This is a genomic window from Paraburkholderia sp. MPAMCS5, from assembly GCF_036016995.1.
In the GTDB taxonomy this organism is placed as follows: domain Bacteria; phylum Pseudomonadota; class Gammaproteobacteria; order Burkholderiales; family Burkholderiaceae; genus Paraburkholderia.
The window spans coordinates 565,633-585,183 of sequence record NZ_JAYXBK010000003.1 but is presented as its reverse complement, the minus strand read 5'-3'; the positions used below and the strand labels follow the sequence as shown (position 1 = coordinate 585,183).

The following is a 19,551-nucleotide window of genomic DNA, read 5'->3' as shown; positions in this document are numbered from 1 at the left end:
TTAACCGTTCACCGAATCTCTGTCAAGCACTATAGTACATGTAACGAAGTTTTGAGGTACAAAACATGAACCAGAATGACACTCCGCACGCGTCTACCGATGAAGAAACGCCGCCGGTCGAGCCGGCCGAACGCGGCGGCGAGCGCGCGGCAGACAGGACCGCCGAACGCGAGGAGCGCGATCCGTTTCTCACCGCGATGGGCGAGCGCGTGCGCCTTCTGCGTGCGCGCCGCGGCATGACGCGCAAGACACTGGCCGCCGAGACGGGCTTGTCCGAGCGGCATCTCGCGAATCTGGAGTCGGGTGTGGGCAATGCGTCGGTGCTGGTGCTGCGGCAGATCGCGGCCACCTTGAGCTGCCCGTTGGCGGAAGTGATCGGCGATGAAACCACGGCGTCGGCGGAATGGCTGCTGATTCGCGAACTGCTGCAAGGCCGCGACCAGGCGGCGTTGCAGCGCGCCCGCGTGGCGCTCGCCGAGATGTTCGCGCAGGCGCCGCGCGATCCGCATCGCAAGGACCGGATCGCGCTGATCGGGCTGCGTGGCGCGGGCAAATCGACGCTCGGCCGGATGCTCGCGCAGGAGCGCAAGGTGCCGTTCGTCGAGCTGACGCGCGTGATTGAGCAACTGGCCGGTTGCCCGCCGTCGGAGATTCATTCGCTGTATGGCGCGAGCGCTTATCGGCGGTACGAGCACCGCGCGCTCGAGGCGGTGATCAAGGAGCACGAGCGCGCGGTGATTGCGTCGCCGGGCGGCCTCGTGTCGGAATCCGGCACGTTCAACGCGCTGCTGTCGCACTGCTTCACGGTCTGGCTGCAGGCCGCGCCGGAGGAGCACATGCGCCGCGTTGTCGCGCAGGGCGATCTGCGGCCCATGTCCGGCAACAAGGAGTCGATGGACGACCTGAAGCGCATCCTCGCGGGGCGCAGCGAGCTATATGGCCGCGCCGACATGACCTTCGACACGAGCGAGAAAACCCTCGCGGACGCCTACTTGCAACTGCGCGACCGCCTCGCGGCAAGGCTGGCGGCCGAGTCACCCGACGAAGCGCGGCCGGACTGAGATGCAGTAAAGCGCCAGGGTTAACACGCAAACATGCATTAAAGTGCTTTACATGGGTGTCTCAGTGCACTATTGTTCGATCAACAAGTTGCATTGAACAGTCAGGAGACGCCCATGTCCACAGCAGATATCGCTATCGCGCCGGTCGATTACCGCACCGATCCCTCGCAGTACAAGCACTGGAAGCTCACTTTCAACGGCGCGGTCGCGACGCTCGGCATCGACATTGCGGAAGACGGCGGCATTCGCGGAGGCTACAAGCTCAAGCTGAATTCGTATGACCTGGGCGTCGATATCGAACTGCACGATGCCATCCAGCGTATCCGTTTCGAGCATCCCGAAGTGCGGACCGTGGTGGTGACGAGCCTGAAGGATCGCGTGTTCTGCTCGGGCGCGAACATTTTCATGCTCGGTCTTTCGTCGCATGCGTGGAAGGTCAACTTCTGCAAGTTCACCAACGAAACGCGCAACGGCCTCGAAGACTCGTCGCGTCATTCGGGCCTGAAGTTTCTTGCCGCGGTGAACGGCGCATGCGCGGGCGGCGGTTACGAACTCGCGCTCGCCTGCGACGAAATCTATCTGGTCGACGACCGCTCATCGTCCGTCTCGTTGCCGGAAGTGCCGCTGCTCGGCGTGCTGCCCGGCACCGGCGGACTCACGCGCGTCACGGACAAGCGCAAGGTGCGCCACGATCGCGCGGACATCTTCTGCACGGTGGTGGAAGGCGTGCGCGGCGAGCGCGCGAAAGCGTGGCGTCTCGTGGATGAAGTCGTGAAGCCGAATCAGTTCGAGCATGCCATTCAGGCGCGCGCGCTCGAACTCGCTGAAGCAAGCGATCGTCCGGCGGACGCGCAAGGCGTGATGCTCACGCGTATCGAGCGCACGGACCGCGAAGACGGCCTCGCTTATCAAACGCTCGACGTCACGATCGATCGCGCGAAACGCATCGCGACGTTCACCGCGAAAGCACCGCACACGCAACAACCCGCTGATGTCGCCGCGATCGTCGCCGCGGGCGCGAACTGGTGGCCGCTGCAATTCGCGCGTGAACTCGACGACGCGATTCTGTCGATGCGCACCAACGAACTGCAGATCGGCACGTGGGTGTTTCGCACCGAAGGCGACGCGCGCAATCTGCTCGCCGCGGACGCCACGCTGATGCAGCACAAGGACCATTGGTTCGTGCGCGAAACGATTGGCTTGCTGCGCCGCACGCTCGCGCGCATCGACGTGTCATCGCGTTCGCTGTTCGCGTTGATCGAGCCGGGCTCGTGCTTCGCCGGTACCTTCGCCGAACTCGCTTTCGCCGCGGATCGCACGTATATGGCCGCGCTGCCGGGCAATGAGGAAGAGGAGCCAGCCATCACGCTGTCGGAAGTCAACTTCGGTCTTTATCCGATGGTCACGCATCAGTCGCGGCTCGCGCGCCGCTTCTATGAAGAGACCGAACCGCTCGACGCCGTGCGCGCGTTGATCGGTCAAGCGGTGAAGCCGGTCGAAGCGGAACGGCTCGGTCTTGTCACGGCGTCGCCGGACGACATCGACTGGACCGATGAAATCCGCATCGCACTCGAAGAACGCGCGGCGATGTCGCCCGACGCGCTGACCGGACTCGAAGCGAATCTGCGTTTTAACGGGCCCGAAACAATGGAGACGCGCATTTTCGGCCGTCTGACCGCGTGGCAGAACTGGATCTTCAACCGGCCGAATGCAGTGGGCGAGAAGGGCGCGCTCAAGGTGTACGGCAAGGGCAGCAAGGCGCAATTCGACGTCTCACGTGTTTGACGCGCGAGTCCCGCCTGACGGCCTGCTTTCCCGATACGCGCCTCTCACTTTCAGCATTGCAAGGAACCGACCATGTCAACGATCAACTACAGCGAAAAGATTCCGAACAACGTCAACCTCGCCGACGACCGCGCGCTGCAACGCGCGCTCGAACAATGGCAGCCGAACTTTCTGTCGTGGTGGGGCGATATGGGACCGGAGGGCTCGCATGGCTACGACGTCTATCTGCGCACGGCGGTGAGCGTGGACGCGGGCGGCTGGGCGCACTTCGATCACGTGAAGATGCCGGACTATCGCTGGGGTATCTTTCTGACGCCGGGTGAGCAGGACCGCAAGATTCACTTCGGCGAGCACAAGGGCGAAGCCGCGTGGCAGGACGTGCCCGGCGAGCATCGCGCGAACCTGCGGCGCATCATCGTGACGCAAGGCGATACGGAGCCGGCCTCGGTCGAACAGCAGCGTCATCTGGGCTTGACCGCGCCTTCCATGTACGACCTGCGCAACCTGTTCCAGGTGAACGTGGAAGAAGGGCGTCACTTGTGGGCGATGGTGTATCTGTTGCATCGCTACTTCGGACGCGACGGTCGTGAGGAAGCCGAAGCATTGCTCGGGCGTCGTTCGGGCGACGAGGACAATCCGCGCATTCTCGGCGCGTTCAACGAGAAGACGCCGGACTGGCTCGCGTTCTACATGTTCACGTACTTCACCGACCGCGACGGCAAGTTCCAGCTTTCGGCACTCGCCGAATCGGGCTTCGATCCGCTTGCGCGCACCACCAAGTTCATGCTGACCGAAGAAGCGCATCATATGTTCGTCGGCGAATCGGGCGTGTCCCGCGTGATCCAGCGCACCGCGCAGGTCATGAACGAACTCGGCACAGATGACGTCGCGAAGATTCGCGCGGCGGGCGTGATCGACTTGCCGACCATCCAGCGCTATCTGAACTTCCATTACTCGGTGACGATCGATCTGTTCGGCGCGGATCATTCGTCGAACGCGGCGACGTTCTATAGCTCGGGCCTGAAAGGCCGTTACGAAGAGAGCAAGCGCGACGACGATCATCAGTTGAACGGGCAGAGCTACAAGTTGCTCGACGTGCAGGACGGCAAGCTCGTGGAGCGCGAAGTGCCGATGCTCAACGCCATGAACGAAGTGCTGCGCGACGACTACATCAAGGACTCGGTGGCGGGCGTGGGACGCTGGAACAAAGTGCTTGAAAAGGCCGGCATCGATTTCCGCATGACGGTGCCGCATAAAGCGTTCAATCGTCAGATCGGCACCTTTGCCGGCACGCGCGTGTCGCCCGACGGCCGCGTGGTCAGCGAAACCGAGTGGGCCGCGAACGAGGCGAAGTGGCTCGCGACGCCGGAAGATCGCGCGTACGTCGCTTCGCTGATGGGCCGCGTGACGGAGCCCGGCAAGTTTGCCAACTGGATCGCGCCGCCCGCGATGGGCGTGAACCGGCAGCCGGTCGATTTCGAATACGTGCGCTTCAACTAGCACGCACGCGTTGCACAGCACTACAAGGTGGAGGAAGTCATGAACGGCCCAGTGTCGATCGAGGTTCTCAGGCAGCATCTGATCGATCCGGAAATCTGCATTCGCTGCAACACATGCGAAGAGACCTGTCCGATCGACGCGATCACGCACAATGAAAACAATTACGTCGTGAAGGCCGATGTCTGCAACGGCTGCATGGCGTGCGTGCCGCCGTGTCCCACAGGCGCGATCGACAACTGGCGCACCGTGCTGAAAGCCGACGCCTATCCGGTCGAAGAGCAGTTCACGTGGGACGTGTTGCCCGAGCAGAACACCATGGCCGTGCCCGCGCCCGACGAGGCGTCCGCTGCAAAGACAGGCGACGACACAGCGGCGCACGCGAGCGGCATCGAAGTGGATACCGTGCGCGGCTCGGTCGTGCCGCCGTGGTCCGCCGCGAAGCCATACGTGAATCTCTACACGCACAAGACGCCGACCACCGCGACCGTGGTCGGCAACTACCGGCTCACCGACGCATCCACTGAAAGCGACATCCATCATATTGTGCTGGATTTCGGGTCGATGCCGTTTCCGGTGCTGGAAGGGCAGTCGATCGGCATTCTGCCGCCGGGCGCCACTGTGGATGGCCGCGCGCATCACGCGCGCCAGTATTCTATTGCGAGTCCGCGTGACGGCGAACGGCCCGGCTACAACAATGTTTCGCTGACCGTGAAGCGCGTCGCGCAACAGCATGGCGATTCGATCGACGGAATCTGTTCGAACTATCTGTGCGATCTGAAGAAGGGCGACGTGGTCACCGTGATCGGCCCGTTCGGCAGCACTTTCCTGATGCCGAATCATCCGAATTCGCATCTGCTGATGATCTGCACCGGCACCGGCTCCGCGCCGATGCGCGCGATGACCGAGTATCGCCGGCGTCGCCGGCTGAAGGGCGCGACCGGCAAGCTGATGCTGTTCTTCGGCGCGCGCACCAAGGAAGAGTTGCCTTACTTCGGGCCACTAACTAATTTGCCGAAGGATTTCATCGACACCAATCTGGCGTTTTCGCGCACGCCGGGACAGCCGAAGCGTTATGTGCAGGACGCCATGCGCGATCGCGCGGTGGACGTCGCGCAGATGATGAAAGACGACAGCACGCATATCTACGTGTGCGGCCTGAAGGGCATGGAAGACGGCGTGCTGCAAGCGCTCAAGGACATCGGCGAGCAGCATCAGCTGGATTGGGAAGCGCTGTGGGCAAAGCTAAAGCGCGAAGGGCGCCTGCATCTGGAGACTTACTGAACCTATCTGGCCGGGTCGGAGCCTTCTTCACGCTGCGCCGGCGACACCGCGCCGCACGCGCGAATCACCAGTTGCACGACTTCCTCGGTCGTCGCGTTGAACGATTTTTGCGTCAGCGCGCGCTTGCCTTTGAGCGCGCGAATCTGCGCGTCGAAGTCGGCGTAATGCTGGGTCGTTGCCCAGATCATGTACATCAGCGTGCGTGCATTCACCGGCGCGAGCAGGCCTCGCGCGATCCAGTCGTCGATCACCTTCACGCGACTATCGAGCCATGGCTTCACGCGCTCGGTGAGAATGTCTTCCATATGTTCCGCGCCGTGGATGATCTCGCTCGCCCACACTTTCGAGCCGAGCGGACGGCGCCGTGACAAGTCCATTTTCGCGCGCACATATCCGCCGATCGCCTCGACCGGATCGTCGCTGCATTCGAAGGTATCGGACGCGCGATGCCAGTCTTCGAACAGGTCTTCGAGCACGCGGCGATAGAGTGCGAGCTTGGTCGGGAAGTAATAATGCACGTTCGCCTTGGGCAAACCCGCGCGTTCCGCGATCATCGCCGTGCTCGCGCCGTCGAGCCCGCGCTCGGCAAAAACCGCCTCCGCGCAGGCCAGAAGATGCGCTTCGTTCGACTCGCGTATGTGCGCCTTGCGCCGCCGCAAAGGCGTGCGCGTTTCCTCGTTTTCGGTAATGCTCGCGGCCACGTCGTCGTCTCTCATGTTCGCCTTCGGCGGCATGTGCGCCGCGTCGCGCTTCATTCTAGTCGTTTGACACCGGGCGGATACGCGTATTTCTATCGACATGTCCACGCGTGCTGCAATGCAATGGCACGCTTCTCGCTCTGTCTTTCGCCGCACGAAATGCATTGATTTAGCGATTTTGATCGTCTACAACCTGTCCAACTGGACAGGATTGAGAGCGCCCGAAGCGTCAGGGTTTGCCCTTGGTGATGGAGGGCGAACCGCTGCGTCGAACGCGCACCGCCGCTGTGCGGCCACGCCCCGAAAGCCGCCGCGCGTGCACCAGTTTCATGTCGGTTCACCGAAAGGAGCGAGACGAATGAACGCGGTATCCGAAGCGCTGAAGCCCGCCACGTCGATCAAGGTCGACGGCAAGCGGTTGTGGGACAGCCTCATGACGATGGCGAAAATCGGCGCGACGCCCAAAGGCGGTGTCTGCCGTCTCGCGCTGACCGATCTCGACAAGCAGGGACGCGATCTGATAGTGAGTTGGGCGAAGGACGCGGGCTGCACGGTGAGCGTCGATCAGATGGGCAACGTATTCATGCGGCGCGCCGGGCGCAACGCCGGCGCCTTGCCTGTGATGACCGGATCGCATGCGGATTCGCAGCCGACCGGCGGCCGCTTCGACGGCATCTACGGTGTGCTGGGCGGTCTTGAAGTGATTCGGAGTATGAACGATCACGGCATCGAGACCGAGCATCCCGTCGAGGTGGTGATCTGGACCAACGAGGAAGGCTCGCGTTTCGCGCCGGCCATGGTCGCCTCGGGCGTGTTCGCGGGCGTGTTCACACTCGAATACGGTCTGTCGCGCAAGGACGTGGATGGCAAGACCATCGGCGAGGAACTCAAGCGCATCGGCTATGCGGGCGATGTTCGTTGCGGCGGCCGTCCATTGCACGCGGCGTTCGAACTGCACATCGAACAGGGGCCGATTCTCGAAGCCGAGCAGAAAACCATTGGCGTCGTCACGGATGCGCAAGGTCAGCGCTGGTACGAAATCACGTTGACCGGGCAGGAGGCGCACGCGGGTCCGACGCCGATGCCGCGGCGGCGCGATGCGTTGCTCGGCGCCGCGCGCGTGGTCGATCTCGTGAATCGCATCGGGCTCGACAACGCGCCGCTCGCTTGCGCGACGGTCGGCATGATGCAGGTCTATCCGAATTCGCGCAACGTGATTCCGGGCCGCGTGTTTTTCACCGTCGATTTCCGTCATCCGAGCGATGACGTGCTCGCGAAGATGGACGCCGCGTTGCGTGAAGGCGTGGCGAAGATCGCGGGCGGCATCGGCCTCGAAACGGAACTGGAGCAGATCTTCTACTACGCGCCCGTTGCGTTTAACGAAGCCTGTGTGAAGTCCGTGCGCGCCGCGGCCGAGCGCTTCGGCTATTCGCATCGCAACATGGTCTCCGGTGCCGGACACGATGCCTGCTATCTCGCGCAGGTCGCGCCGACATCGATGGTGTTCGTGCCGTGCGTGGACGGCATCAGTCACAACGAAATCGAGGACGCCACCTTCGAATGGATCGAAGCGGGCGCGAATGTCTTGCTGCACGCGATGCTGGAACGCGCGAGCGAGCCGGTTTCATAGCCTCGTGTTGACAGGCTTTAGCGCTTTACCGCAGTGTCGATAAAACATGCCGTCCGGGCTTCGTTCACCGCAGCCGGCCGGAACGGCTGCGTCCTCACACCGAAGAAGGAACGTGTATGGCCATCAAGCAAACCGGCGACATTGCCGCGCAGCGCCTGTCGCCCGAACAGCTTTCGTGCGAGTTCTCGGACATCGCGCCGTTGCTCGACGCGAGCGCCGCAGCGGCCGCTGCGAGCCGTTGCCACTACTGCTACGACGCGCCGTGCGTGAACGCGTGCCCGACGCAGATCGACATTCCCGGCTTCATCCGTAAGATCGGCAACGGCAACCTGAAGGGCGCGGCCGTGGATATTCTGTCGGCCAATCCGCTGGGCGGCATGTGCGCGCGAGTCTGTCCGACCGAGATTCTTTGCGAAGGCGCTTGCGTGCGCAACCATCAGGATGCGAAGCCGGTGGCGATCGGCGCACTGCAACGCCACGCAACCGATTGGGCGATGGAGCGCGGCGAAGCGCTCTTCAGTCGTGCGCGGGAAACCGGGCGGCATGTCGCGGTGGTCGGCGCGGGACCGGCGGGACTCGCGTGCGCGCACAAGCTCGCACTCGCGGGCCACGCTGTGACGATCTACGACGCGCGTGAAAAAGCCGGTGGTCTCAACGAATACGGCATTGCCGCCTATAAAACGGTCGACGACTTTGCGCAGCGTGAAGTGGCGTGGTTGTGCTCGGTCGGCGGCATAACGATCAGGCACGGCGTTTCACTGGGCCGCGACCTCGAACTCGACACGCTGCGCAAGCAACACGATGCGGTGTTTCTCGCGATCGGCTTGACGGGTGTGCGCGCACTCGCGATGGAAGGCGAGACGATGAGCGGCGTGATGAACGCGGTGGACTTCATCGAACAGGTTCGCCGTGCGCGCGACTTCGGCACGGTGCCGGTGGGCCGGCGCGTGGTCGTGATCGGCGGCGGCAATACCGCAGTGGATGCCGCCGTGCAAAGCCGCAAGCTTGGCGCGACCTCGGTGGCGATGGTGTATCGGCGCGGCGTGGAATCGATGAGCGCGACAGGGGCCGAGCGCGAGTTCGCGCAGACCAGCGGCGTCACGCTGATCACGCACGCCATGCCGGTGCGTTTGATCGGCGAGGAGGGCGTGGTCAGCGGCGTCGAGTTTGAACGCACGCTGAGCGAGGGCGGCCTGGAGCGCTTCGTGATCGAGGCCGACATGGTGTTGAAGGCCATCGGTCAGACGCTGGTGCCGGTGGGCATCGAGCGCGACGTGTTGACGCTCGACGGTAGCCGCATTGCCGTGGATGGCGACGGTCAAACGTCGCTCGCCGGCGTGTGGGCCGGTGGCGATTGCGCGGCGAGAGCAGGCATCGACCTGACGGTGCAAGCGGTGCAGGACGGCAAGCGCGCGGCGTTAGCCATCGACGCGACGTTCGCCCGCACGGCTGCGAAAGCCGCCTGACGCTGGCTGCATTCAGTTGGCCGTATCAGCCACGGCCCACGCAAGAAAAACAGTCGTCCCCAAGGAGCCGAACATGGCCGATCTGCGCTGTACGATTGCCGGCATTACTTCGCCGAACCCCTTCTGGCTCGCGTCTGCGCCGCCCACCGACAAGGCTTATAACGTGAACCGCGCGTTCGAAGCGGGCTGGGGCGGGGTCGTGTGGAAGACACTCGGCCTCGACCCGCATGTGGTCAACGTGAGTTCGCGCTACGGCGCGGTGCAATGGAATGGTCAACGTATCGCGGGGCTGAACAATATCGAGTTGATTACCGACCGGCCGCTCGACGTGAATCTGCGCGAGATCGCCCAGGTCAAACGCGACTGGCCCGAGCGCGCGATGATCGTCTCGTTGATGGTGCCGTGCAACGAGCAGGACTGGAAGTGGATCTTGCCGCTCGTCGAAGACACCGGCGCCGATGCGGTCGAATTGAATTTCGGCTGCCCGCACGGCATGAGCGAGCGCGGCATGGGCTCGGCGGTCGGCCAGGTGCCCGAGTACATCGAGATGGTCACGCGGTGGGTGAAGGAAGGCACGAAGCTGCCGTGTCTCGTGAAGCTCACGCCGAATATCACCGACATCCGCCTCGGCTCGCGCGCGGCCTGCAAGGGCGGGGCGGACGGCGTTTCGCTGATCAACACGATCAACTCCATCGTCGCCGTGGATCTCGACGCCATGGCGCCGCTGCCGATGGTGGACGGCAAGGGCACGCACGGCGGTTATTGCGGACCGGCAGTGAAGCCGATTGCACTGAACATGGTCGCCGAAATCGCTCGCGACGAGGAAACGCCAAACCTGCCGATCTCCGGCATCGGCGGCATTTCGACGTGGCGCGATGCGGCTGAGTTCATGGTGCTGGGCGCGGGCAGCGTGCAGGTTTGCACGGCGGCGATGCACTACGGCTTTCGCATCGTGACCGATCTCGCCGACGGCCTGTCGAACTGGATGGACGAAAAGGGCTACGCCACGCTCGACGACATTCGCGGCCGCGCGGTGCCGAATGTGACCGACTGGAAGTACCTGAATCTCACCTACAGCATCAAGGCGCGCATCGACCAGGATAAGTGCATTCAGTGCGGCCTGTGTCATATCGCGTGCGAGGACACCGCGCATCAGGCGATCATGAAAGAAAAAGATGGCGTTCGCCATTTTGAAGTGGTGGACTCCGAATGTGTGGGCTGCAACCTGTGCATGCACGTCTGTCCGGTCGAGCAGTGCATCACGATGGAGCGCGTGGACAACGGCGAGTACGCGAACTGGACCACGCACCCGAACAACCCGGCGCGTGTGAATGCAGCAGAGGGACAAACACCGCAAACACCGCAAACGCCGCAAGCGGAGCCAGCGGCTCAAACACCCGCCGAAACCGCGCACGCCGCAAAAGCAGCCTGAAACAAGGGGTATTTATCGTAGACGAAGCGCCAGCCATGAAGCGTGTTTCCCTTTAGCGCCCGACGCACCACGAGAAGCCGCGCGGGCGGCAACGATCCTGTGGAGATCTTTCGATGAAGCAGACCGCGCAACCCGCCGACCCGCACAGCGCGGCCGGCGCGCAAGGCAGCAGTCTTTACAACGACGACCTCGCGCCGACCGGCCCCGCGCAGCGCACGTGGCGCTGGTATCACTTCGCGGCGCTGTGGGTCGGCATGGTGATGAACATCGCGTCATACATGCTGGCTGCCGGACTCACCGAGGAAGGCATGTCGCCGTGGCAGGCAGTGGCGACCGTGTTGCTCGGCAACCTGATCGTGCTCGTGCCGATGCTGCTGATCGGTCACGCGGGCGCGAAGCACGGCATTCCGTATGCGGTGCTGGTGCGCTCGTCGTTCGGCACGCAGGGCGCGAAATTGCCGGCGATGCTGCGTGCCATCGTGGCATGCGGATGGTACGGCATTCAGACGTGGCTTGGCGGCAGTGCGATCTATACGCTGTTGAACATTCTCACCGGCAATGCGCTGCACGGCGCGGCCTTGCCGTTTCTCGACATCTCCGTGGCACAGCTCGCGTGCTTCCTCGTGTTCTGGGCGCTGCAGATTTACTTCATCGTGCACGGCACGGATTCGATCCGCTGGCTCGAAAGCTGGTCCGCGCCGATCAAGATCGTGATGTGTATCGCGCTCGTGTGGTGGGCCACGTCGAAGGCGGGCGGCCTCGGCTCGATGCTCTCGGCGCCGTCGCAGTTCGTGCCGGGCGGTAAGAAAGAAGGCCTGTTCTGGGCCACTTTCTGGCCCGGCCTCACCGCGATGGTCGGCTTCTGGGCGACACTCGCGTTGAATATTCCCGACTTCACGCGCTTTGCAAAAACGCAGCGTGACCAGATGGTCGGTCAGTCGATCGGATTGCCGGTGCCGATGGCCTTGCTCTCGGTGATCTCGGTCGTGGTGACGTCGGCGACCGTGGTGATCTACGGCAAGGCGATCTGGGACCCGATCGATCTGACGAGCCGCATGACGGGCATTGGCGTGGGCCTCGCGCTCATCATCCTCACGCTCGACACGATGTGCTGCAATCTCGCGGCTAATCTCGTCGGTCCTGCTTATGATTTTTCGAGCCTGTGGCCGAAGGGCATTTCGTATCGCATGGGCGGCATGATTACCGCGACCATCGCAATCGTGATGATGCCGTGGAAGATTCTTGCCACCACGCAGGGCTATATCTTCACGTGGCTTGTCGGCTATTCGGCGCTGCTCGGGCCCGTGGCGGGCATCCTGATGGTCGACTACTTCCTGATTCGCGGCACGCGGCTCGACACGCGCGAACTGTTCGACGAGCGCGGCGAGTACAGCTATACCGGTGGATGGAATATCGGCGCGGTGGTCGCGCTCTTGATCGGCGTGCTGCCGAATCTGCCCGGCTTCCTGCACACGGCGTTTCCGGCATCGTTCGCGAACGTGCCGTCGATCTTCAATACGCTCTATACGTATGCATGGTTTGTCGGTCTCGCGTTGGCTTCCATCGTGTACAGCACGTGGATGAAGTTCAGCAAAGGTCCGAGCCCGCGGGTCGCACGCGCGTGAAGAATGCGCGCAATACGCGGTACAGGTAGCAGCGAAATGCACAAGTTCAGCAAGTAACGAGGAGGCGCAAACATGACGACCCTGATTCGCGGCGGCACCGTAATCGACGCGGAAAATACATACCGTGCGGACGTGCTGTGCGCCGACCCGCAAGACGGCGGCACGATTCTGCAGATTGGAGCGGACCTGGAAGCGCCGGCGGGCGCTGCGATAGTCGATGCCGGCGGGCAGTATGTGATGCCGGGCGGCATCGATCCGCACACGCACATGGAGTTGCCCTTCATGGGCACGACCGCCAGCGACGACTTCTTCACCGGCACCGCGGCGGGCTTGTCAGGCGGCACGACGAGCATCATCGACTTTGTGATTCCCAGTCCTAAGCAAAGCTTGATGGAAGCGTTCAGGCAATGGCGCAGCTGGGCGGAGAAGGCATCGGCGGATTATGGCTTTCATGTCGCGGTCACGTGGTGGGACGACTCGGTGTATCGCGACATGGGCACGCTCGTCCACGAGCACGGCGTGTCGAGCTTCAAGCACTTCATGGCCTACAAGAACGCGATCATGGCCGACGACGAAGTGCTCGTGAACAGCTTCTCGCGATCGCTCGAACTCGGCGCGCTGCCCACCGTGCATGCGGAAAACGGCGAACTGGTGTTTCAGTTGCAGCGTCAGTTGCTCGCGAAAGGCTTCACGGGGCCGGAGGCGCATCCATTGTCACGGCCGCCCGAAGTGGAGGGCGAAGCGGCCAATCGCGCGATTCGCATCGCGCAGGTGCTGGGCGTGCCGGTGTATATCGTGCACGTGTCCTCGAAAGATGCAGTCGATGCCATTTCGCGCGCGCGCAGCGAGGGTCTGCGTGTGTTCGGCGAAGTGTTGCCGGGGCATCTCGTGATCGACGAAGCGGTGTATCGCGATCCCGACTGGACGCGCGCGGCGGCGCATGTGATGAGCCCGCCGTTTCGCACGTCCGAACATCGCGAGGCGTTGTGGCGCGGTCTGCAAGCCGGGCAGTTACACACCACGGCGACCGATCACTGCGTGTTCTGCGCGTCGCAAAAGGCGATGGGCCGCGAGGACTTCACGAAGATCCCGAACGGTTGCGGCGGCGTGGAAGATCGCATGGCGGTGCTGTGGCATCACGGCGTCAACACGGGGCGTCTCACGCCGAACGAGTTCGTGCGCATTACATCGACGAATGCCGCGCATATTTTCAACCTGTATCCGCGCAAGGGCTGCGTGCAGGTGGGCGCGGATGCCGACCTCGTCGTGTGGGACCCGCACGCGAGCAGGACGATTTCGGTGAAGACGCATCATCAGAACGTCGACTTCAATGTGTTCGAAGGCATGACGGTGCAGGGCGTCGCCATGCATACGCTCATGCGCGGCGCGCTCGCGTGGACCGACGGCGACTTGCGTGCCGTGCGCGGCGCCGGGCGCTATCAGAAGCGCCCGCCGAACCCGGCCTACTTCGACGCGATCCGCGTGGCCAACAAACTGAAAGAACCGCATCCTGTCGAGCGGTAGAGCCGCTGCTTCTCCTCCCCATGCGCCGCGGGCATGCAAGCCCGCGCGCGCTTTCTCGGGTCGCCGCGCATTCGTCGCGGCATGACTGTCTCGCGTTTTCCCCGATGGCGGCGCCCTCATGTTCCATGTTGCGATGCATGCCGCGTCTTCGCATCTGCTGTAAAGTCGAAGGTCACGCGATAACGGAGACGATGGCTGCGGCTTAGCATGCATGCGCATATGGATTGAAAAGCTGATTCTTTGTAAAAAGGCAGGCCGTTTGCTACAGTCCGCCCACTCCGCCGGGCGCAAGTGCCGGCGGGACTGCCAACACAAGACCAGGCATACGGTCTGGCCACTTTAGGGAGCCACTCATGAAGTCGATTCGTTCCATTCTGCTGGTTGCGCTGTTTCATGCGGTAACTGTGACCCCCGTCTTCGCCGCCGATGAACTTGCGCAGATCAAGTCCTCGGGCGTGTTCAGGATCGGCACCGAAGGCACCTATGCGCCGTTCACCTTTCACGACGAAGCGGGCAAACTGACCGGCTTCGACGTGGAGATCGGCACGCAGATTGCGCGGCGTCTCGGCGTCAAGCCGCAATTCGTCGAAGGCAAATGGGACGGGCTGATCGCCGGTCTCGACGTGAACCGTTACGACGCGGTGATCAACGAAGTGGCGGTGACCGACGCGCGCAAGGTCAAATACGATTTCTCCGACCCGTACATCACGTCGCACGCGGCGCTGATCGTGCGTTCGGACAACAGCGCGGTCAAGAACTTCGACGACCTGAAAGGCAAGAAGTCGGCCAATACGCTGACCAGCAACTTCGGCAAGATCGCGGCTGCGCACGGCGCGGAAGTGATTCCCGTGCAAGGCTTCAATGAATCGATCGATCTGTTGACGGCGGGCCGCGTGGATGCCACCGTCAACGATTCGCTGTCGTTCCTCGACTTCAAGAAGCACAAGCCGGATGCGAAGGTGAAGATCGCGGCGCTGGATACATCGTCGGAAAGCAGCGATAAATCCGCGGTGCTGATCCGCAAAGGCAGCCCGGACCTGGTCGCGGCGATCAACAAGGCGCTGGCGGACATGAAGAAGGACGGCACGTACCTGAAGATCTCGGAGAAGTACTTCGGCAAAGACGTCTCCCAGTAAACGCCTTTTGCGAGTCTGAATCATGCCGGCATGGTTGCATCTGATGGCGCAGTCGCTGTGGCCGCTGCTTTACGCGGGGCTCGTGTTCACGGTGCCGCTCACGTTGGCGTCGTTTGCCATCGGGCTCGCGCTTGCGTTTATCGTCGCGCTCGTGCGGCTCTTCGGGCCGAAATGGGCGGTGGCGGCGGTGCGCTTTTACGTGTGGCTCTTTCGCGGCTCACCGTTGCTCGTGCAACTATTCGTGATCTTCTACGGGTTGCCGAACGTCGGCATCGTGCTCGATCCGTTGACCGCGGCGATCATCGGCTTCTCGCTGAATGTCGGCGCGTACAACTCCGAAGTGATCCGCGGCGTGATCGAGTCGATTCCGAAAGGGCAATGGGAGGCGGCATATTCGATGGGCATGACGCGCGAGCAGGCGCTGCGCCGCGCGATTCTGCCGCAAGCGGCGCGCGTCGCGTTGCCGCCGCTGTCGAACTCGTTCATCGCGCTCGTGAAAGACACCTCGCTCGCCGCCGTGCTGACCGTGCCCGAAGTGTTCCAGGCCGCGCAGCGCATTGCGTCGGTCACTTACGAGCCGTTGATTCTCTACACCGAAGCCGCGCTGGTGTATCTGCTGTTCAGCTCGGTGCTGTCGTCGGCGCAAGTGAAGCTCGAACGCAAGTTCGGCCGCCATGCACTTTTTCAGGCGGGGAACTGATGATCCGACTGGAGAAAATCGACAAGTATTTTTCCGGGCACCGTGTGCTCAATGCCGTCGATTTGCAACTCGCGCAAGGCAACGTCACCGCGTTGATCGGTCCGTCGGGCAGCGGCAAGAGCACGCTGTTGCGCTGCGTGAATCTGCTGGAAATTCCCGAGGCGGGTTCGCTGCAGATCGGCGATCAGCAACTCAAATTCAGCGCCGATGAGCGGCCCTCGCGCGAAACGGTGCTGACCATTCGCCGCCGCACCGGCATGGTGTTTCAGAACTTCCAGCTGTTTCCGCATCTCACGGTTCGTCAGAACGTGATGGAAGGTTTGCTGACCGTGCTGAAGTGGAACAAGGACAAGGCGCGCGCCCGAGCCGACGAATTGCTGGAGAAAGTGGGCATTGCGCACAAGGGCGATGCGTGGCCCGTCACGCTGTCGGGCGGCCAGCAGCAGCGCGTTGCGATTGCGCGGGCATTGGCGCCGTCGCCGGAAGTGTTGTTGTGCGATGAGCCGACTTCCGCGCTCGATCCCGGCCTTGCCGCCGAGGTCGTCGAAGTGCTCAAGCAACTCGCGAACGAAGGCATGACCATGCTGATGGCCACGCACGATTTGCGGCTCGCGGCCACCATCGCGCGCGATGTGGTGTTTTTGAACAACGGCGTTGTCGTGGAAGCGGGCCCGTCGCGCGAGGTGTTCATGCGGCCGCGCGAGGAGGAAACGGCGCGCTTCGTGTCGACGCTCACGCATAGCTTGCCCGACGCCTGGACTGAGTGACGCCGCGCTGCGGAGTGTGGAACCCGAAATAAAAGGGGCGCCTCAGTTTGAACTGAGACGCCCCTTTTTGCAGATCGGGCCGTCACGGCCCGGATAGCCGCGTTTTATGCTTCGGCGCGCTCGGCTTCATCGTTCAGGGCGGTTTCGAAGAAGCGTTCTTTCGCCGCCGCATTCGCTCGTGCATACGCGCGATTCACGCCGCTGATCACCGCGCGGATCGACGCGGTCACCAGATTCGCGTCGATGCCGACGCCGAACGCGCTGCCGGTCACTTCGGCGCCCGCCATTTCGGCGACGGCGACCGCGCGCGCATCGGCGCCTTGGGTCAACGCGCGCTCTTCGTAGTGCTGGATGCGCACGGGCACGTTCATCGCGTGCATGAGCGCGTCGAGCGGACCATTGCCTTCGCCGTTCAGCACGCGCCGCACGCCGTGGATCTCGACCGTGAGCTTGATGCGCTCGCGTCCGTCCTGCTCCGCGAGACTGTGGCCGATGTAATGCACCGGCGCCGTGTTCTGCACGTATTCCTGCTGGAACAGTTCCCAGATCTGCGACGACGTGACTTCCTGGCCGCTCTCGTCGGTAAAGCGCTGCACGGCCGAGCTGAAATCGACCTGCAAGCGGCGCGGCAACACGACGCCGTAAGTCTGCTCGAGCAGATAGGCAATGCCGCCTTTGCCCGACTGGCTGTTCACGCGAATCACCGAATCGTACGTGCGGCCGAGATCGTTCGGATCGATCGGCATGTACGGCACTTCCCAGAGCGCGTCGGGCTTCTGCACCGCCAGGCCTTTCTTGATCGCGTCCTGGTGGGAGCCGGAGAACGCGGTGAACACGAGATCGCCGACATACGGATGACGCGGATGCACCGGCAATTGCGTGCACTCTTCGGCGGTGCGCGCGACTTCGTTGATGTTGGAGAAGTCGAGGCCCGGATCGACGCCCTGCGTGTACAGATTCAGCGCGAGCGTGACGAGGTCCACGTTGCCGGTGCGCTCGCCGTTGCCGAACAGGCAGCCTTCGATACGATCCGCGCCCGCCATCACGGCGAGTTCGGCGGCGGCGACGGCGGTGCCGCGATCGTTATGCGGATGCACGGAAACGATCAGCGAATCGCGGCGCTCGAGATTGCGGTGCATCCATTCGATCTGGTCCGCGTAGACGTTCGGCGTCGCCATTTCAACGGTGGCCGGCAGGTTGACGATGGCCTTGTGCTCGGGCGTGGGTTGCCAGATGTCGAACACGGCGTCGCAGACTTCCTTGGCGAATTCGAGTTCGGTGCCGCTGAACACTTCGGGGCTGTATTGCAGCGTGAAGTGCGTTTCGGGCGCGGCATCGGCGAGGCGCTTCATCGTGCGCGCGGCTTTTTGCGCGAGTTCTTTCACGCCACTCTTTTCGAGGCCGAACACGATCTTGCGGAATTCCGGCGCGGTCGCGTTGTACAGATGGACGATCGCGCGCGGCGCGCCACGCAGCGATTCGAAAGTGCGCTCGATGAGGTCGTCGCGCGCCTGCGTCAACACTTCGATCGTGACGTCGTCGGGAATGTGGCCGCCTTCGATCAGCTCGCGCACGAAATTGAAATCGGTTTGCGACGCGGACGGAAACGCGACTTCGATTTCCTTGAAGCCGATCTGCACCAGCGTCTTGAACATGCGCATCTTGCGCGCGCCGTTCATCGGCTCGAACAGTGCCTGATTGCCGTCGCGCAGGTCGGTGCTCATCCAGATCGGCGCGCGCGTGATGGTGCGCGACGGCCACTGGCGATCCGTCAAATTGATCGGCTTGAACGAGCGGTACTTGGTGGCAGGGTTCTTCAACATTTTCATCATCCGTAGGTTCGACAAGCGGGTAGTCGACCGGACGACAAAAACGCAAAGCAGGGCCGCCGGTCGGAAACCGGGGCTGGGTCAGTTACTGGGGAACTATGCGGTGCTTCGGGTGTTTCAGATTCAGATGGAAGCGCGCAGCAGCAGACCTAGCCCGGTAGAGCGGGCTAGTAGTAGCGATAGGGTGGTCTGGGCGCGGTACATGGTGTGCAATGGAAACATATTATTAGGAAGGCGTCAAGCAAGCGCTCCGACCCGCCGCCTAAGCTACAATTCGCGACGGCTCGAAAAACGGAACGTCAATGAAAATTCGGATTCTCACCCTCGCGTGCGCCACGACCGCCACGGCGCTCCTCGCGGCCTGCACCGCTGTCAACAAAAACTCGGACGCGTGCGAGCAGATGATGCGCAGCAAGCTTGCGGAAACGTCATCCGATACGTTGAAGATTGGCCATACAGGCGCTGGGATTCGCGGGTCGCGGGTTGTGGTGGAAGGGTCCATCGAGCATGTGATGACGGCGTCGGAGGTGGCGGCAGCGGCGGCGCCGCTGGGCGCTTCGGCGGTGGGCGTGGCGCGGGCGGTGGGTGCGTCGGGTGTGCGGGGGAGTGGGGGCTCGGCGGGCTCTGCTAGTTCTGTGGGTTCTACTAGTTCCATGGGTTCTGCTGGTTCTGCGGGTTCCTCGAACTCCGTGGCTTCCGCGACTTCTATGGATTCGGTGGCTTCCTCGACTTCCATGAATTCAACCGTTCCCATAGGCTCTGCGGCCTCCATCGATTCCACCGTTTCCAGCTCCACCTCGCCTGAGGGCTTGAGCGGGGCGTCGGCGGCGTCTGGCGTGTCGGCTACGTCGGGAGTTTTGAGCGCGTCGGATTCGGCGGCTTCGGAGGTGCGAGCGCTCGCCGTCAAGCCGGCCAAGCCCAAAAAGACTCTTCAGGCCGCGGCCGCCGAATGCACTTTCCACGGCCCCACGCTCGACGTTTTCCGCTGGCTCGCGCCGGCCAAGCTGGCTGAGCCGGCCCCGTCGGCGGACAGTGGCGCCGACGAGTAAGGTCTTCGCCGCGACGATGCATCGCGTGCCTTTGAGTCGGCCCGCGTGCGCGCACGCGTCGAAGCACG

15 protein-coding genes are annotated in these 19,551 nt (G+C 62.9%); 12 read left to right on the top strand and 3 right to left on the bottom strand.

Features of this window, described 5'->3' with window-relative positions:
- Positions 1–65 precede the first annotated feature (65 nt).
- From VOM14_RS10120 to boxA, 4 genes are all read left to right on the top strand, one after another.
- Complete coding sequence (locus VOM14_RS10120) at positions 66–1,061, top strand: helix-turn-helix transcriptional regulator (protein WP_327628555.1); 996 nt, start codon at positions 66–68, stop codon at positions 1,059–1,061.
- Between the two features lie 114 nt (positions 1,062–1,175).
- A complete protein-coding gene (gene boxC, locus VOM14_RS10115) occupies positions 1,176–2,846 on the top strand; it encodes a 2,3-epoxybenzoyl-CoA dihydrolase (protein WP_327628554.1) in 1,671 nt (556 codons plus the stop codon).
- A gap of 72 nt (positions 2,847–2,918) precedes the next feature.
- Complete coding sequence (gene boxB / locus VOM14_RS10110) at positions 2,919–4,346, top strand: benzoyl-CoA 2,3-epoxidase subunit BoxB (protein WP_327628553.1); 1,428 nt, start codon at positions 2,919–2,921, stop codon at positions 4,344–4,346.
- A gap of 39 nt (positions 4,347–4,385) precedes the next feature.
- Entirely contained in the window at positions 4,386–5,627 is a 1,242-nt protein-coding gene (gene boxA, locus VOM14_RS10105; protein WP_327628552.1) for a benzoyl-CoA 2,3-epoxidase subunit BoxA, read from the top strand.
- A gap of 2 nt (positions 5,628–5,629) precedes the next feature.
- Here boxA and VOM14_RS10100 read toward each other — a convergent pair whose 3' ends face one another.
- Complete coding sequence (locus tag VOM14_RS10100; RefSeq protein WP_327628551.1) at positions 5,630–6,382, bottom strand: TetR/AcrR family transcriptional regulator; 753 nt, start codon at positions 6,380–6,382, stop codon at positions 5,630–5,632.
- Between the two features lie 301 nt (positions 6,383–6,683).
- Here VOM14_RS10100 and VOM14_RS10095 point away from each other — a divergent pair, with 301 nt between their 5' ends.
- The 8 genes from VOM14_RS10095 to VOM14_RS10060 all read left to right on the top strand — a co-directional run bounded on the left by VOM14_RS10095 (position 6,684) and on the right by VOM14_RS10060 (position 16,605).
- Entirely contained in the window at positions 6,684–7,955 is a 1,272-nt protein-coding gene (locus VOM14_RS10095) for a Zn-dependent hydrolase (RefSeq protein WP_327628550.1), read from the top strand.
- A 116-nt stretch (positions 7,956–8,071) separates the two neighbouring features.
- The gene (locus tag VOM14_RS10090; protein ID WP_327628549.1) at positions 8,072–9,421 is read left to right on the top strand and encodes an NAD(P)-dependent oxidoreductase; all 1,350 of its coding nucleotides are present in this window, start codon (positions 8,072–8,074) and stop codon (positions 9,419–9,421) included.
- A 73-nt stretch (positions 9,422–9,494) separates the two neighbouring features.
- Positions 9,495–10,853 carry an NAD-dependent dihydropyrimidine dehydrogenase subunit PreA gene (gene preA / locus VOM14_RS10085; protein WP_327628548.1) on the top strand — a complete coding sequence of 453 codons (1,359 nt, stop codon included), beginning with the start codon at positions 9,495–9,497 and terminating at the stop codon, positions 10,851–10,853.
- Positions 10,854–10,966: 113 nt separating this feature from the next.
- A complete protein-coding gene (locus VOM14_RS10080) occupies positions 10,967–12,478 on the top strand; it encodes an NCS1 family nucleobase:cation symporter-1 (protein WP_327628547.1) in 1,512 nt (503 codons plus the stop codon).
- 72 nt (positions 12,479–12,550) lie between these two features.
- Positions 12,551–14,002, top strand: a complete 1,452-nt coding sequence (gene hydA / locus VOM14_RS10075) for a dihydropyrimidinase (protein ID WP_327628546.1) — start codon at positions 12,551–12,553, stop codon at positions 14,000–14,002.
- Positions 14,003–14,355: 353 nt separating this feature from the next.
- Positions 14,356–15,138 (top strand): amino acid ABC transporter substrate-binding protein, encoded by a 783-nt coding sequence (locus tag VOM14_RS10070; protein WP_327628545.1) that lies wholly within the window; start codon positions 14,356–14,358, stop codon positions 15,136–15,138.
- A gap of 22 nt (positions 15,139–15,160) precedes the next feature.
- On the top strand, positions 15,161–15,838 hold the full coding sequence (locus VOM14_RS10065) for an amino acid ABC transporter permease (RefSeq protein WP_327628544.1): 678 nt from the start codon (positions 15,161–15,163) through the stop codon (positions 15,836–15,838).
- Positions 15,838–16,605: an amino acid ABC transporter ATP-binding protein gene (locus VOM14_RS10060; protein ID WP_327628543.1), complete on the top strand. Its 768-nt coding sequence runs from the start codon at positions 15,838–15,840 to the stop codon at positions 16,603–16,605. Before VOM14_RS10065 ends, VOM14_RS10060 begins: the two co-directional genes overlap by 1 nt.
- A 104-nt stretch (positions 16,606–16,709) precedes the next feature.
- On the opposite strand, the gene leuA is transcribed toward VOM14_RS10060, so the two are convergent.
- Positions 16,710–18,428: a 2-isopropylmalate synthase gene (gene leuA, locus VOM14_RS10055; protein WP_327628542.1), complete on the bottom strand. Its 1,719-nt coding sequence runs from the start codon at positions 18,426–18,428 to the stop codon at positions 16,710–16,712.
- Positions 18,429–18,696: 268 nt separating this feature from the next.
- On the bottom strand, positions 18,697–19,350 hold the full coding sequence (locus VOM14_RS10050; protein WP_327628541.1) for a hypothetical protein: 654 nt from the start codon (positions 19,348–19,350) through the stop codon (positions 18,697–18,699).
- Between the last annotated feature and the right edge of the window lie 201 nt (positions 19,351–19,551).

Bases quoted from the DNA above. Each gene is read 5' to 3' on its own strand.
- boxB (WP_327628553.1), top strand. From the start codon at position 2,919: ATGTCAACGATCAACTACAGCGAAAAGATTCCGAACAACGTCAACCTC.
- preA (WP_327628548.1), top strand. From the start codon at position 9,495: ATGGCCGATCTGCGCTGTACGATTGCCGGCATTACTTCGCCGAACCCC.
- boxC (WP_327628554.1), top strand. From the start codon at position 1,176: ATGTCCACAGCAGATATCGCTATCGCGCCGGTCGATTACCGCACCGAT.
- VOM14_RS10090 (WP_327628549.1), top strand. From the start codon at position 8,072: ATGGCCATCAAGCAAACCGGCGACATTGCCGCGCAGCGCCTGTCGCCC.
- VOM14_RS10070 (WP_327628545.1), top strand. From the start codon at position 14,356: ATGAAGTCGATTCGTTCCATTCTGCTGGTTGCGCTGTTTCATGCGGTA.
- boxA (WP_327628552.1), top strand. From the start codon at position 4,386: ATGAACGGCCCAGTGTCGATCGAGGTTCTCAGGCAGCATCTGATCGAT.
- VOM14_RS10060 (WP_327628543.1), top strand. From the start codon at position 15,838: ATGATCCGACTGGAGAAAATCGACAAGTATTTTTCCGGGCACCGTGTG.
- hydA (WP_327628546.1), top strand. From the start codon at position 12,551: ATGACGACCCTGATTCGCGGCGGCACCGTAATCGACGCGGAAAATACA.
- VOM14_RS10065 (WP_327628544.1), top strand. From the start codon at position 15,161: ATGCCGGCATGGTTGCATCTGATGGCGCAGTCGCTGTGGCCGCTGCTT.
- VOM14_RS10120 (WP_327628555.1), top strand. From the start codon at position 66: ATGAACCAGAATGACACTCCGCACGCGTCTACCGATGAAGAAACGCCG.
- VOM14_RS10100 (WP_327628551.1), bottom strand. From the start codon at position 6,382: ATGAAGCGCGACGCGGCGCACATGCCGCCGAAGGCGAACATGAGAGAC.
- VOM14_RS10095 (WP_327628550.1), top strand. From the start codon at position 6,684: ATGAACGCGGTATCCGAAGCGCTGAAGCCCGCCACGTCGATCAAGGTC.
- VOM14_RS10080 (WP_327628547.1), top strand. From the start codon at position 10,967: ATGAAGCAGACCGCGCAACCCGCCGACCCGCACAGCGCGGCCGGCGCG.
- leuA (WP_327628542.1), bottom strand. From the start codon at position 18,428: ATGTTGAAGAACCCTGCCACCAAGTACCGCTCGTTCAAGCCGATCAAT.